Origin of the sequence: Acidicapsa acidisoli (assembly GCF_025685625.1) — a bacterium.
GTDB classification, from domain to species: Bacteria; Acidobacteriota; Terriglobia; order Terriglobales; family Acidobacteriaceae; genus Acidicapsa; species Acidicapsa acidisoli.
On the sequence record NZ_JAGSYI010000004.1, the window covers coordinates 31,311 to 45,478 of the forward strand.

Below are 14,168 nucleotides of genomic sequence, written 5' to 3' on the forward strand. Positions count from 1 at the left end.
CCGCTCTGTTTCATGGGACAGCGAGTGCTGTTAGTTATTGGACCGTGACGACGACGGTGCGAACCGCTGACGGGATGTAGTTGGGTGCGACAGCAATGAATTTGAGCGTCGCGCTGGTGGAAAAGACGATGGGCCCGGTGTACTTGGTGGAAGCCGTGGTGGGCGTAGTGCCGTTGGTGGTGTAATACACAGTCGCTCCCGTGGTAGCGTCGGCAATCGCGATTGTCTGCGTAGAAATCGGCGTAGCCGCGGGCGGTGTGGTAATTGTGTAGACCGCGGTCGCTACCGCGGATTGAGGATAGCCAGGCGCGATCGCGAATGCCTTGAGAGTCGTGCCCGTCGTGGTCACAGCGATCGGCGCGCTGTAGACCTTCGAGGCAGTCGTGGGCGTCGTGCCGTCTGTCGTGTAGTAGATGGCCGCGTCGCGGGTTGCATCCGCGATCGTCACAGTTTGCGTGGCGGTATAAGTGCCTCCTGGCGGGGTAAAGGTCGGCAGCGCCGTGGCCGAAGAACTGGTTATGGTCAAGGTGACGGGGACGACCATGCCCTGATCGCCTGCGCTTGAGGTGAAGATCACCTCTCCCACGTAGGAGCCGGGAGCCAGGGTCGTTGCGGGAGCGACGGCGATCTGAACCGATTCAGGGGTAGGAATGCCGTATCCATAAGCACTGGGATTGATGGTGAGCCATTTACCGCCGTTCGCGCTCGCTCCCAGGCCGTAGAAGTTAAAATTGGTTGCGGTGCTGGCGACATTCAGTAGCTGGTACGTCGGGTTCGCGCCGTCGTATGGCTTGCTGAAGGTAAGCGGAGCCAGCGGTTTGAAGACGTTGGCGCCCACCACGACCTGCACCGGAATGGTTTCACGGATGCCTCCAGTCTTAAGCAAAATCTGGCCGTTGAAGATGCCAGCAACCAGCCCCTTCCCGGGCAGGTTCGCCGAGTTGATGGATACGGACAGGCTCGAAGGCGCGGTCCCGCTGGCAGCCACTAGATTCAACCATGCGCCGCCATCCGAGGTGATCGCGCTTGCCGACCAGTCCAGAGTGCCCGTTCCAGCATTGCGAATTGGAATGCTCTGGGCTGCCGGATTCGCTCCGCCTATGGTCTGGAAGAAGCTGACGCCGCCAGGCATGTCGTCAAAGTAAGTCGTGGTTGGTGAATTGACGGTGAGCGTCACCGGAATGACCATCGACGGACTGCCCACAGCGGCAGTCGCGATGATCTCCGCCGTATAAGTTCCGGCAGCCAGAGTCACGGCAGGATTCAGCGTAACAATCAGGTTCTGCGGCGTGGAGAGGCCATAGCCATAGGCGCTGGGATTAATAGTTAGCCAGTTGCCACCCGTGGAGTTGGCTACGGACGCAATGAAGGTAAAGGCTGCACCGGTGCTGGTGATGTTGATGAGTTTAGGCAACGGGCTGGCTCCGCCGTAGGTCATGTTGAAGTCAAGTGCGTTGACCTGCCGGAAGACCGAGGCTCCTACAACCATGCTGACCGGAATAGTGACGCGATCCGTTGTGGTTTCAAGAATAACCTGGCCCGTGAAGGTGCCGGCGGTCAGTCCTCCTCCGGGAAGTTTGGAAGGAATGACGCTGACCTGAGGAACGTTGGGAGCGGTACCGCTGGCCAGGGAAGTGGTTAGCCATGCGCCTCCGTCCGATGTGCTGATCGATGTCGTAAAGGTGAGCGTGCCGGCGCCGGCGTTTCGAATCCGAAGAGGCTGTGCTGGCGGGGCAGTCCCACCGGTAAGCATGGAGAAGCTCAACGCACCGGGAAGCGAGTCGAAGTAAGTCCCGGTCTTCGCAGCGATCGTCAGCGTAACCGGGACCGTGATGGTCTGGGTGCCGTCTGCCGAGGTGAGAATGATCTCCGAGGCGTAAGTTCCGGCAGCCAGTGTCACCGCCGGATTAGCACTGACAACAATGGCTTCCGGAGTACTGATACCGTAGCCGTAAGCGCTGGGATTGATAGTCAACCAGTTGCCGCCGGTGGAGCTGGCTACCGACGCGAGGAAGGTGAAATTCGTTCCCGTGCTGGCCGCGGTGATGACCTGCGGCAGTGGATTGGCTCCTCCATAAGTCATGGTGAAGTTCAGCGGGTTGATCTGGTTAAAGACATTCGCGCCGACCACCATGCTGACCGGTACGGTGGCGAAACTGCCGTTGAGTTGCAGCAGGATCTGGCCGCTGAAAGTCCCCGCGACCAGTCCGCCGCCGGGCAGGTTCGCAGGCACTACGCTGACAGTCGGGTTCGAGGGAGCGGCCCCGCTGGTAGCGGAGATTGTCAGCCATGCCCCTCCGTCGGAAGTGCTTGCGGCGGCTGTCCAGTCCAGCGTGCCCTCGCCGGCATTGCGGATCGGCAGTACCTGTGGCGGCGGCGGGTTGCCTTTCGTCAGCATGGTGAAGGACATCTGACCGGGAAGCGCATCGAAGAAGGTCGCGGTAGGCGCCTCAATGGTCAGCGTGACGGGGATGTTGAGCACCTGGGTACCATCTTCCGATGTGACCACCACTTCAGACGAATAGGTTCCCTCCGCCAGCGTGACGGCTGGATTGACGCTGACCGTAATCGAGTGGGGTGTGCTGATGCCATAGCCGTAAGCGCTTGGATTGATCTGCAGCCAGCTTCCGCCGGTGGAGTTGATGGCCACGGCATTAAAGGTGAAATTCGTTCCGGTACTGGCGATGGTAATCACCTGCGGCAACGGGTTCGCGCCCCCAAAAACCTTGCTGAAGTTGAGCGGATTGACCTGTCGAAACGCATTAGCGCCGACCGTGTAACTCACCGGTACGGTCACATCGCCGGTGGCATTCTGTAGCAGTACCTGACCCACAAATGTTCCAGCGATAAGTCCGCCGTTGGGCAGATTCTTGGGGTTGACCGTAACGGAAACATCGGCAGGCGCGGTCCCGCTGGCTTCCGACAGGCTCAGCCAGCTTCCGCCATCGGCCGTGGTTGCCGCGGCAGTCCAGGCCAGCGTTCCTGCGCCCGCGTTCCTGATCTGCATCTCCTGCGCGGGAGGCGCGTCTCCAGCCGTCTCCATGGAGTAGTTCAGAGCGCCCGCAACGTCATCAAAGTACGCAGACGTATCGGGATTCACCACCATGGTGACAGGAATGCTGAAGCCCTGATGGCCGTCTTCGGAGTTCACAATCACTTCTGCCATATACGTGCCCGCAGCCAGCGTTACCGCCGGATTCACGCCCACCGTGATGGCCTGAGGCGTGGTTACGCCGTATCCATAGGCGCTGGGGTTAATAGTCAGCCAGTTGCCGCCAGTGGAGTTCTGCACCGACGCGGCAAACGTGAACTGCGTGCCGGTGCTGGCCATAGTGATCGTCTGGGAAAGCGGATTCAACCCCGCATAGGTCTTCACGAAACGCAATGGATTGACCTGGCGGAAGATATTGGGACCCACATTCACTGTGATGGGAACTGTAACCGAATCGCCGGTAGTCTTGAGCAGGACCTGCCCGGTAAAGGTACCGGCGACCAGGCCGGCTCCAGGAAACTTGGCGGGAACCACATTGACCGTAAGATTGGAGGGCGCGGTGCCGCTCGCCGCCGAAAGGCTGAGCCATGCGCCGCCATCAGCGGTGCTGGTCGAGGCAGTCCAGGCAAGCGTGCCGGCTCCGGCGTTTCTAACCTGCAATGCCTGACCAGGAGGCGCATCGCCCGCGGTGAGTTCGGCGAAGGTAACGCCGCCCGCGATCTGGTCGAAATACGCCGCGGTCGCGGCGTGGACCACCAGCGTAACCGGAATGGTCATCGGAGCAATCGTAGTCGTGGTCGGAGTCACAACAATCTGGCCGGTATAGGTCCCATCTGCCAGCGTAACGGCGGCCTTGGCGCTTACCGTAATCGCATAGGGCGTTGCGACGCCATATCCATAGGCGCTTGGCGTGAGTGTCAGCCAGCTCCCGCCGGAGTTGGTTGTCGCCGTCGCGGTGAAGGTGAAGCTCGCCCCCGTGCTATTGACGGTGATCATCTGCGAAAGAGGATTGTCCTGGCCAAAAGTAGTGCTGAAACTGAGCGCCGGGATCGGCTCGAGCTTTTGCGCCCACATGCGGGAGGGCGCGGCCAGGGCGCACACCACTACGCAAAGCAGCAGCCAGGATCGAAGGAGCATGTTTGCAGCCATGAGAAAGCTGAAGCGAGACAAGCGTGCCGAGGCGACGCCGCGGAGCCTATCGCCGTAGGAAACGGTGGATCGTGTGCGGTGGCCGGGGGCGAAAATCGAAGGCAATGACATGACAGTGTGTTCCTCTCTGCGGAAGTGTCTTGAGGTGAACGACAGAAATGCGACTGGCTCCTTCGCGCAAAGCGGAGGAAACGAGAGATTCTGCTCCGATTGCTACCTGGTGCTTCTCAGGGGGATGAGAAGCGGATATGGTCGTACTTACCCAGGTCATTCAAAAGGCGTAGTCGATTGGGTGCAGCTCTGGTTTCCTTCGCGCAACTTGAAAACGCAGGAATGGAAGGAATCCTTCAACTGTTAATTGCGTAGCGGGATCGCCAAAACTATCATGGGGAGCGCGGATTTCTCGGATTTGTGAGCGGAGGGCTCAAAATGATCGCGGCAGAGGGCAGGGATTCCTTCGACGAACAGTTCAGTCTGGTGTACGAGGAACTGCGCCGGCTCGCGGCGGGTGTGCTGCGAGGCGAACAAAACGGCAAGGTCACGCCGACCACACTCGTCCACGAAGCCTGGTTGAAACTGGCTCACTCGCCGGAGATCGCCGAGACATCGCCGTTGCATTTTCGGCGAATCGCAGCAAGAGCGATGCGCCAGGTGCTCGTCGACGCGGCAAGGCGAAGGAACGCGGCGCGGCGAGGCAGTGGCGAGATGCTGGTGACCTTTGATGAATTCGTGCCCGGCATGAACACCCTTTCCGAGCCCAGGGACATTCTGGCTCTGGATAGCGCGCTTGACAGTCTGAGCCGAATCTCGGAGCGACAGGCGAAGCTGGTGGAGGGGCGCTTCTTCGGCGGACTGGACGTCAGCGAATTGGCCGTGCTTCTTGAGGTTTCCGAGGCCACCGTGGCGCGGGAATGGCGTTCCGCGCGGGCTTGGCTGGCAGTCGAAATACGGCGTTCGCTCGGCGGAGAATCCGGAATGGCCGAAGTGGAAACACATTGAACTGAAAGCAGGCCCGCATGGACGAAGCACGATGGCAGGCTGTGCAGGAAATCTTTTCGAGCGCCGTGGATCTTCCCGAAGAAGAACAGTCTTCCGCGCTGCGCGCAATGTGTGGCGACGATCAAACTCTGCTGACCGATGTAATGGAATTGCTTCAGGAAGATCGGCGCGGTCAACCCCTGCTCGATGCAGGACTGGATCAGGCCGCGAGATCTGTTCTCGACTTTGGCCCGTTGCCTTCGCTGATCAAAAAGCAGATTGGACCGTACCGGCTGCTGCGGCTGCTGGGCGAAGGTGGGATGGGCGTTGTCTATCTCGCCGAGCGCACGGATATCGGCGGACAGGTCGCAATCAAGTTGTTGCGCGATGCCTGGCTTTCGCCCATGCGCCGCCAGCGCTTCCGTATTGAACAGCTCACCCTGGCGCAGTTGAACCATCCCTCCATCGCCCGCATTTATAACTCTGGCACTCTCGAAGATGGCACTCCGTGGTTTGTGATGGAGTATGCCGAAGGACTTCCCCTTACCGAGTATTGGAACGAGTATCGGAGGAAACAGAACGGCACGGTACGCGACTGTCTGCGGATCTTCGGACGAGTCTGCGCAGCCGTTCAGTATGCCCACAGCCATGCCATCATCCACCGCGATCTAAAACCCTCGAACATCCTGGTCAACAACAGCGGCGAAGTGAAGCTGCTGGATTTCGGCATCGCCAAGCAGTTGAACAGTGATGACTCCCAGGATCATCCCACCATTACTGGGCTGCGGCTGATGACCCTCGCCTATGCTGCGCCAGAGCAACTGGCCGGCGATGCGGTGGGCGTCTACACCGACGTATATGCCCTGGGAGTGCTGCTTTACGAACTACTGACAGGACGATTGCCGCATCGCGTCCACGAGGGTGACACCCCTGCGGCAGATCCAGTTACGGAGAAGCCGTCGGTGCTGATTCGGCGAGAAACACCCGAGCGGCGTGCGCAGTTGAGCCCGGCGGAACGGGCAGATCTTGACATACTGGCGACCAAGGCACTCGAGCCGGAGATTGAGCGTCGGTATGCAACGGTGGATGCCTTGATTCGAGATGTAAATGCTCTGCTGGAAGGACGGCCACTCGAAGCAAGGCCCGCCAAGTGGAGTTACACAGTAGGCAAGTTCATGCGGCGAAACCGCCGCAGACTCGTGGCCCTCGCGGCGACTCTGGTAGTGATCGCCGGAACCATCGTCTTCTATACGGTGCGACTCACCAGAGCGCGCAATGCAGCGCTGCGCGAAGCAGCGCGAACGCTGCGGATTCAGCAATTCACTGAGAGCCTGTTCGACGGCGGTGACAAGGCCGCTGGGCCGGCACTGGAACTGCGCGCCGTCGAACTGCTCGATCGAGGCCGCCATGAAGCCGAGAGCCTGGGCGGCGATCCCGAAATGCAGGCCGACATGCAAGCGACACTTGGAGACATCTATCAGAAGCTCGGCAAGTTAGATCAGGCCGAGCCATTGTTGAACGCCGCACTGCAGGAGCGGACAAAGGCGCTCGGTTCAAGTGACCGCAAGGTCGCAGAGAGCAAAGTGGCGCTCGGCCTGCTACGCAAGGAGCAGGGCAGGCTCGACGAGGCGGAGCAGTTGGTAAGGTCCGGGATGTCGACATTGCAGAAGGTCGACTCGGCATCCGGCGTGGCCTATGCGCGCGCGCTGGTCGCTCTGGGCTCGGTGCTGGAGACACGTGGAAAATATGACGAAGCGAAAGACATCCTGGAAGCCGCTCTCAAGCTGCAACCCAGCAACGCGGAAGCAACCGCCGACACGGCGGAAAATCTAGCTGAGTTAGCCAATGCCCACTTTTATAAAGGAGCGTACGACTTATCGGAATCCTACAACCGCCAGGCCTTCGATATATATCGAAGGCTGTATGGTGAGGAGCATCCGGCCGTAGCGCAGATCCTGAATAACCTCGGCGCAATCGAAACCAACCGGGGAAACTATGTTGCTTCCGAACGCTATTACCGGCACGCGCTCACAATCACCGAAGCGTGGTATGGAGCTGACCATCCCGAGACCGCCGCAAACCTGACCGCGATTGCCCAGCAGTTAAGTTACGAGAAGCGCGATGCGGAAGCCATGGTATTGCTCCAGCGAGCGTTGGTGATCCAGAAGCACGTGAACGGCGGGATGAGTGCGACCGTGGCTTCGACATTGAATCAGCTAGGCATGGTAGCCTTCGACGCCAAGCAATATGACGCGGCGCGATCCTACTTCACTCAGGCGATGGATCATTGGAGGGCAACGGTCGGAGACCAGCATCCCTTCATCGCAATTGCCTATTCAAACATCGGCAGCGTATGCCTGGATCAAAAAGACAACGCCTGCGCGGAGAAGAATTATCGGGAAGCTGTTCGCCGCCTGGATGCCTCCTCCAAAGATAGCGTGAATGCCGTCATCGCTCACTTGAAGCTAGGCCGGTCGTTGCTGCGCCAAAATCGGTTCAAGGACGCCGAGAGCGAGACATTGCCTGCCTATCAATATCTCGTAAAGCATGTAGCGGCCGACAACGGATTCCTGCGCGCATCGCGCAAGGACCTTGCAGCGATCTACGATGGACTTCATCGCGTTGATCAAGCAGCGCGTTATCGAGCCGAGCTCAAAGCGTTTCCAATCTAAGTTATTTGCATCCATTCCCAGCATCAGAGTCAGGATGGCGACAACTTTGAACGCAGGAGACACGCGAAGCAAACGGAATGCATAACGAACGTCCAGCCGAATATCTCCACGAAGGGCAGGCCCTTTTTCGGCGTGGTAGCTTTTGCGAACCACCTGGACTGCTCTGAACTTCAGCCAGGCGTATCGGTGCGCTTCCTGGGGAGTCATGTCGGCGCGGACGTTCTCGTCCGCTTGTGCCGCAATGTGCGACTCCATCTCTTCCTTCAACAGTTCGTCTCCAGGCTCTTCGTCGCCGTTGAGCATGGTCATGATGCCTAGCAGGCGTGTGAAGAATCGCTGCAGGACTCTCATGTCAGATCCTCCGTTTCCACTATAGAGAAATGCGCGGCGATTGTTTTCCGACGGGCTCCAGTCCGATGGTATGGCACCCTCCTGTTGGGAAAGCAACAGGTGAGCGATGATGGCGCGTGATAATCCGGTTTGTCCGAGTGCAATAATCGATCAGCGGAACTCATCCTATATTGTCGTCGAGACTCAGCAGCGCAACTTGAACCGAGAGACCGATACGCTATTCAAAACCCTCTATAGGTTCCGCTCCCCAGAGACGCCCCCAAAAGGCCACGCCCCAGCCGATGGAGTACAGGAAATAGCTGAGCTTGGAAAAACTCTCGGCCAATCCCTCTCGTCGTTCGCTTTCGTCTTTGGCCTGCTCGGAGATATCTCTTGCGAACACCAGCGAATCCCAAGCAAACACCGCTGCATAATAATGCACAGTCCTGGCTTGGTCGTAGATCAGAGATGTTACCTTCCGTTCATCCAGAGCATGGGTTACGTTAGTTAACATATCGCCCATCTCTCCAAACCGTTGTGTCAGTGCCCGAAGCTGATGGCTATTGTCCTTCGATGGTGGGAGAATACCGACAAGTTGGGATAGGATGTCCAATTTAGCCAAGTTTGACATATTCGCGATAAAATCTTCCTTCATCTTCTGCTTAGTGACTGACTCAAGCTGGCCTGCCGGGATATCAATCCCGTTCAACGTGTTAGTCGGAGTTTCCAGTCCACTCATGATCTGTTCCGACGTCCGCTGATTATCAGCGCTTATAAGGACCATAGTGCGAGCATTTCCAACTGCTTCTGCAGCATCTTTCATGCGGTCGCGGAGTACTTCCTTGGTAAGAAACGTAGCGAGGACAATCAGCGCCCCAGCAAAAGTGAAGCGGCTTGCCGGAGAGACATGGATGCTGCGGTTTCGGACCAACGCGCCGGACGGGACACGGAAGGAAAGAACTCTTCCAATCGGGCTTGTTTCCCTGTTCCCAAAAGAGCGGGATGAGAGGCGCAGCGGCTTGGGTTACTCACCCGAATCAATACCGAGCCCGAAATCGGACGCGTCCTGTTTACAACTCTGGTGAGCTTTTATCTGGAGGTGGGTTTCAGTGCGGAAGCCGTGCGCCCGAAATCCACCAACACCGTCCCCATCGTGAAACATTACGTGATGGATTACCTCGTGTTCCGCTGGCGTAATGAGATTGCGGACGACGTCAAGCCGTTTGAGATTCAGAAATGGCTGCTGTCGCTCCACAAGGACAACGGGCTTGCCTGGACGACCGTAGCTAAGATTCGCGGCATTATGCACCGCGTCTACAAAATCGGCATCCTGCACGAGCGTGTCTCGAAGAATACGGTGGGATTGCAGGGAAGGACGATCCAATGAGGTGTGGACGGATTGTGGATTGTCACTTTAAAGTCCATACGAAGCTAAGTTCTTTGCTTTGTATGGCGGGGACGACGGGGCTCGAACCCGCGACCTCTGCCGCGACAGAACGGTAAGACCAATAGAATCATGGATATAAAGGGAGCGTAAGGGAGCGAAAAGGCACATTGGAGCACATTTCGGAAACGAGTGTGTCCTCAAATGTGCCCACGTCTGAGCAGGAGCGACTGTCTGCCGTAATGAGGCAGAGGTCAAGTCCGGGATGATGGGTGAGACCTTCATCGCTTTTGCAACTGCACTCGACGGGCTGGCACCCAGCAGTGCGGAAAGATGTTGATCCCTTGAATTCCTTTTCATCTTCTTGCCGGAACCCAAACGAACGATCCCTGTCCCGAATCACCCCACCTCCCCCCACCATCCGTTCACGGCGTAAGGCGGTCTACGCCCAATTGCTCGCAATGCAGGCTGAACTCTCGGCCAGCGTGCCCGAATATCTGGAGGCCGCATGATTGGCTTCCCGCCATTAGAGGTAGTCCTGGAGCGGCCCCTTGGCCGTCACCACCGTCATTTCAGAACAGCGGCAGCGGTTATCTGGGAGATCCGGGAGATCCACCGGCTCAGGCCTGAGGTTATCCTCTTGCGCGGCGCGAAGGGCTGCTGTGAAGTCACGCTACCGCTTATGTATGACCTGCTCCTTGAGCGTGGAATCGGACGCCGATGCGGCTACGCGGTCACGGTGCCCAGGCGCGGATGGGTGGTGTTGGTGCCGCGCCGCCCAGGCTGCGACTGATTAGAGGTTACCGAGCTGGGGCGTGAGACGGCTCTCAACTCGCTAGACGCAAAAAATCCCCACCGGCTTTCGCTCCGGTGGGGTTTAATTTTCGCTATACACTTCGCTTTTTCTTCGCTATAGTCCCGTCATGGCATTTTTCCGCTCCGATGCCCGGAAGCTCTACTGCGTCCAGTGCAAACCCTGCCGCAGGAATGTACCGGCTGGCGTCACGGATGCGCCAAAGAAGTACATCGCCGTGACTTGCATCCTCTGCCGAGAGACGCGCCTCTACCTGCCTACCGAGGTTGGCCTGGACTTCCCTCATCACGAAGTCGCAAAGCGGGTGCGCTAATGGGCGAGATGAAGCGGGCTGAGGCATGGGAAGAACAGCGACGGGTTCGGGAGAGGTACGCCTCGACGCTGGTCATCGTAACGGCCATCATTGCCGCTGTAGCCGCCGGGTCGAACGGATAGACAACGCCGTCCGCAAAGTCTTCACCGTCTCCGAAGAAGAGATGCAGCGTCGCGAGGCGGAGTGGCAGAAGACGAATGGGAAGAAGACTGAGTCGAAGAAATCGTGACCTAGATTATCTAGCTAGTTCCGTTGTCATAACCTGATTTGCAGTGTGCTCGGTCTCAGGGATGGGCGTTGTCTTCGATTCCCTGAAAATAGGGTCGCGCTGTCCGGTGATAAGGCTTTCCAGAAATCTGCGCTGGATCGAATCGACTTTTTCTAAGAAGCTCTCTAATTCCTCTGAGTTGTTCATAGGGTTCCCCTTACCGCAACGCTAGAGGGCAGCGAACAGAAAAGTATGGTCTATATTGCTCGCTAAGAGTCGGTTATCCTATTGAGCACAATCACGTAGATTATTTTGTTCGGAGCTACAAATGGGCCACGTTTGCTTTGTAAAGGAGAACTCGAATCCGCCTCTCTGCGGTGCGCCCAATGTCCCGCTCGTTCAACACCAGAGTTCCGAGGATACGCGTACAGCGTACTTCAAAATCTTCAAGTTTTATGTATGCCCTGTAAGCAAAGAGGTCGTCTCGGACCCGCCAGAGCGTGAACGATAGTCTATGCTGTTTTGTCCAGTATATTATTACCGAAACGTGGACTATCGAACGTAATACAGGCTCGCGAGCATTCATCGCCACAGGGAATCTTATAAAAGTGGTATGGCGTCCGCAAACTATGAGCAGGCACGACTTTTCCAATTTGCTTGTTCCGGGTAGTGATATCGATGAACGAGGTCTAAGAATTACACTAGAGCAGTGGTTATAAGGCGGTTACATAGACTCGGCGCTCGCCTCAGCCGGACTGAAGACTTGCGCTAAACCTCGATGAAGTCGGCTTCGCGACGGTCCTCGAACATATAGCTCGCCATCGACTGTGCCAATTGCGAATCCACTTCGTCGGCTATCGTCATGACATCCGCCAGAACCACACTCATGTCTAATGTGCTTAGATGGTCCCGCAATGTCTGGAATATCGATACCTGCAACATCCGCGATTCCTCAACCAGCATGGCCGGAGTATAGCCTTGAACGCGCCGTAAACAACCGTGATCGTCGGCAGCGTCAGAGGTCAGGGCACGGGTGCCTAGCGGGAGCGGGTTACGCAGGCGGGTCACGAGGTCACGGAAGAGATTCGGCAGATGAAAGCATCGGTCTTCGTCGTTGAGTCTAACGGTAATTATGTCGGGTTCCGCATTGACTCTGTAAAGCCAAGCTGCAATCGTGGACTTTGTTTCGCGTTCTAGAATAGTGGCGACAACGTCATTAACTTCCATAGGTTAGAGTGACTCCTATTCGTACACTGCTTTGACGGTGCGCCGCTTCGTTTGTGAAGTCTGTGCAAACTAGCTCATCCGTTGTACGCTGGAAGATTATATTGAAGATGCGAAAGAATGACGGGTTGCTTTCTGTTAGCAGTTCTGAGGGTATGCTATGAAATCGGAAACCAAACTCATCCAATGGTTCGTCGGTCTGTCGGGAAAGATTCTCAACAGACAAGGTATGGCTACCCACGTAACGTTCTCCCTTTATCTCAGTAGGGACGATAGCTTCAAATGGAAGACCGGCTCTAATCCGTCTGAAGGACTGTGCCGGGTTTCAGAGGAAAAAGGTGAATTGGCCGAATTATTCAATGCTGGAATCCCTGTATTCCTGTCCAGCGATGAACTGGAAGCTACCATACTGCTAACCTCACCTGGGTCCTTCCAAGTTGTCGGGTCCATCGTCAGAAAAGCTATAGCTGTGAAGTTATGAGCAATACAGAACATACTGGCAGTCGACCAAATGAGTAGCGTGGATTCCAGACAGCCCTCCCCAAAGAGTTATCTGCTTGTTCGACACTGACATCATCGCAAGCGTGACGCTATGCAATCGTTCATTTCCTTTGCCCATAGGCGCAATTACGATTCCACTGTCGATTCGATTTGTGCTCGGTGTTATCAGACCATTGCCAACGGAGAGAGTTATGTGACTCTCTCAGGTGCAGAGGAGAACCATCTCTGTGATCCGAATGCAGAGATTGATCGACGCGAGGAAATCTTCCGCTATCACCATTCGAGCGAGTCGCTACTGTGAATCGCCCCGGCATAGTGTGGCGTCGTGCCACGACGTTTGACGATGTGCCGATCCTCGCCTACCGCAAACACAATCGCGACGGTACATTCGATTCACTCTGCCTTCGATGCCTTTGGACCGTTGCCATAGGAGTGAGCAAATCCGATCTTGCAGAAGCTGAGATGGAGCACGTCTGCGGGAGAGTTCCAGCGTTGTTAGGTCTACCTCCGCTGCGACATGTCTGGCGCTAGTCGTTCCACGCCATGGAGGCACATGCCCACCTAGCCTTATACGCTCCGGTTTGAGCAATATGGGCCATACCTCAGTGCGTTCCCACTCATATAGTCAGCATCGGAGCAGGCCACGAAGCAAAAGGCTCTACACCCAGTTCCAAAGGCTGTTGGCTGCTCGGGAGTACTAAATGCCGATCCAGACGTACTTTGCAAGGCTTCAGAATCCGGACATGTCTATCGACTCGATATGCATGGATTGCTATCGAAAGGTCGCTAATACGCGATCCGAAGCCGACCTAATAGCTGCGGAACAAGGACACGCCTGCTCCACGTCCGAGTTGGACCACTACCACACGGATTCTCAGCGAGGAACGTTTTAACAGGCTGTGGGCGCTGCCTCAACGCGACGACAGCCAGCAATATATGGGCGATCCAATGGCCCGGCATAGTAGGTCTTCCAAACCTGAACATGCTGAAAGGCTGACACCCTGAAACTGAAGGATTTGAGCAAAGCAGACCATACTCGAAGTTGGTTCCATGAGTAGCGTGAATGCAAGATAGCCCTCCCCAAGGGTTTATAAGGTACTGCAAATCCACAATCGTCGCAGGAGTGACGCAATGACTTCATTCATTTCTTTCGCTCATAGGCGCAACCGAGACTCTACGGTCGATTCAATTTGCACGAGATGCTACCAGACGATTGCCAGTGGCGAGAACGATTCGAGTCTGACAAGCGCAGAGGTAAACCATTCCTGCGCTCCGAACGCCGAACTCGACAACCATGAGGCCATTCCCCACATAAACATCTGGAGCGGCGTTCCCTTGTGAATCGACCCGGTACCATCGGGCTCCGAGACCACGCTCCGAAACCAGACTCCACATTGTTTGAAGAAGTCCGTCATCGGCCACCCCCAGGCAGCACGTAATGAGCAACTACGGAGATAGTCGCTGCGGCACCCTATAGCCAATATTTGAACCGGTTAAGCTGCTCAACGCTCTTCTCTACCACGGCCAGGCGCGACGGCTGACCATTACCGGGGATGCCTGACTTCACCTATGTTTCCAGCGTTGCCACCCGCTCCCCGGTATC

10 protein-coding genes and 1 pseudogene are annotated in these 14,168 nt (G+C 56.7%); 7 read left to right on the forward strand and 4 right to left on the reverse strand.

Translation table 11 applies throughout. The features are described 5' to 3' along the window. Positions 1 to 34 precede the first annotated feature (34 nt). Positions 35 to 4,252 carry a beta strand repeat-containing protein gene (locus OHL23_RS22140; protein WP_263354173.1) on the reverse strand — a complete coding sequence of 1,406 codons (4,218 nt, stop codon included), beginning with the start codon at positions 4,250 to 4,252 and terminating at the stop codon, positions 35 to 37. Positions 4,253 to 4,570: 318 nt separating this feature from the next. On the opposite strand from OHL23_RS22140, the gene OHL23_RS22145 reads away from it, so the two are divergent. Both OHL23_RS22145 and OHL23_RS22150 read left to right on the forward strand, forming a co-directional pair. After that, positions 4,571 to 5,140, forward strand: coding sequence for an ECF-type sigma factor (locus OHL23_RS22145; RefSeq protein WP_263354174.1), 570 nt, complete (start codon positions 4,571 to 4,573; stop codon positions 5,138 to 5,140). 17 nt (positions 5,141 to 5,157) lie between these two features. Beyond that, positions 5,158 to 7,791: a serine/threonine-protein kinase gene (locus OHL23_RS22150; RefSeq protein WP_263354175.1), complete on the forward strand. Its 2,634-nt coding sequence runs from the start codon at positions 5,158 to 5,160 to the stop codon at positions 7,789 to 7,791. 150 nt (positions 7,792 to 7,941) lie between these two features. On the opposite strand, the pseudogene OHL23_RS22155 reads toward OHL23_RS22150, so the two are convergent. After that, positions 7,942 to 8,142, reverse strand: a pseudogene (locus OHL23_RS22155) (permease prefix domain 1-containing protein); the annotation flags it as partial. Positions 8,143 to 8,359: 217 nt separating this feature from the next. Next, on the reverse strand, positions 8,360 to 8,944 hold the full coding sequence (locus OHL23_RS22160; RefSeq protein ID WP_263354176.1) for a hypothetical protein: 585 nt from the start codon (positions 8,942 to 8,944) through the stop codon (positions 8,360 to 8,362). Positions 8,945 to 9,202: 258 nt separating this feature from the next. Between OHL23_RS22160 and OHL23_RS22165 the strand changes: the two genes are divergently transcribed. The 4 genes from OHL23_RS22165 to OHL23_RS22180 all read left to right on the forward strand — a co-directional run bounded on the left by OHL23_RS22165 (position 9,203) and on the right by OHL23_RS22180 (position 10,861). Next, on the forward strand, positions 9,203 to 9,508 hold the full coding sequence (locus OHL23_RS22165) for a hypothetical protein (protein WP_263354177.1): 306 nt from the start codon (positions 9,203 to 9,205) through the stop codon (positions 9,506 to 9,508). Between the two features lie 505 nt (positions 9,509 to 10,013). Then, positions 10,014 to 10,298 (forward strand): hypothetical protein, encoded by a 285-nt coding sequence (locus OHL23_RS22170; protein ID WP_263354179.1) that lies wholly within the window; start codon positions 10,014 to 10,016, stop codon positions 10,296 to 10,298. Between the two features lie 130 nt (positions 10,299 to 10,428). Then, positions 10,429 to 10,632 carry a hypothetical protein gene (locus OHL23_RS22175; RefSeq protein ID WP_263354180.1) on the forward strand — a complete coding sequence of 68 codons (204 nt, stop codon included), beginning with the start codon at positions 10,429 to 10,431 and terminating at the stop codon, positions 10,630 to 10,632. 25 nt (positions 10,633 to 10,657) lie between these two features. Next, positions 10,658 to 10,861 (forward strand): hypothetical protein, encoded by a 204-nt coding sequence (locus tag OHL23_RS22180; RefSeq protein WP_263354182.1) that lies wholly within the window; start codon positions 10,658 to 10,660, stop codon positions 10,859 to 10,861. Positions 10,862 to 11,608: 747 nt separating this feature from the next. Here the strand turns inward: OHL23_RS22180 and OHL23_RS22185 are convergent. After that, positions 11,609 to 12,067: a hypothetical protein gene (locus tag OHL23_RS22185; RefSeq protein WP_263354183.1), complete on the reverse strand. Its 459-nt coding sequence runs from the start codon at positions 12,065 to 12,067 to the stop codon at positions 11,609 to 11,611. A gap of 157 nt (positions 12,068 to 12,224) precedes the next feature. Here OHL23_RS22185 and OHL23_RS22190 point away from each other — a divergent pair, with 157 nt between their 5' ends. Then, entirely contained in the window at positions 12,225 to 12,545 is a 321-nt protein-coding gene (locus OHL23_RS22190) for a hypothetical protein (RefSeq protein WP_263354184.1), read from the forward strand. Positions 12,546 to 14,168: the final 1,623 nt, after the last annotated feature.

What these genes read in the sequence shown, in the direction of transcription:
- OHL23_RS22140 (WP_263354173.1), bottom strand. Translation starts at nt 4,252, where the DNA reads ATGTCATTGCCTTCGATTTTCGCCCCCGGCCACCGCACACGATCCACC.
- OHL23_RS22145 (WP_263354174.1), top strand. Translation starts at nt 4,571, where the DNA reads ATGATCGCGGCAGAGGGCAGGGATTCCTTCGACGAACAGTTCAGTCTG.
- OHL23_RS22150 (WP_263354175.1), top strand. Translation starts at nt 5,158, where the DNA reads ATGGACGAAGCACGATGGCAGGCTGTGCAGGAAATCTTTTCGAGCGCC.
- OHL23_RS22160 (WP_263354176.1), bottom strand. Translation starts at nt 8,944, where the DNA reads ATGAAAGATGCTGCAGAAGCAGTTGGAAATGCTCGCACTATGGTCCTT.
- OHL23_RS22170 (WP_263354179.1), top strand. Translation starts at nt 10,014, where the DNA reads ATGATTGGCTTCCCGCCATTAGAGGTAGTCCTGGAGCGGCCCCTTGGC.
- OHL23_RS22175 (WP_263354180.1), top strand. Translation starts at nt 10,429, where the DNA reads ATGGCATTTTTCCGCTCCGATGCCCGGAAGCTCTACTGCGTCCAGTGC.
- OHL23_RS22180 (WP_263354182.1), top strand. Translation starts at nt 10,658, where the DNA reads ATGGGAAGAACAGCGACGGGTTCGGGAGAGGTACGCCTCGACGCTGGT.
- OHL23_RS22185 (WP_263354183.1), bottom strand. Translation starts at nt 12,067, where the DNA reads ATGGAAGTTAATGACGTTGTCGCCACTATTCTAGAACGCGAAACAAAG.
- OHL23_RS22190 (WP_263354184.1), top strand. Translation starts at nt 12,225, where the DNA reads ATGAAATCGGAAACCAAACTCATCCAATGGTTCGTCGGTCTGTCGGGA.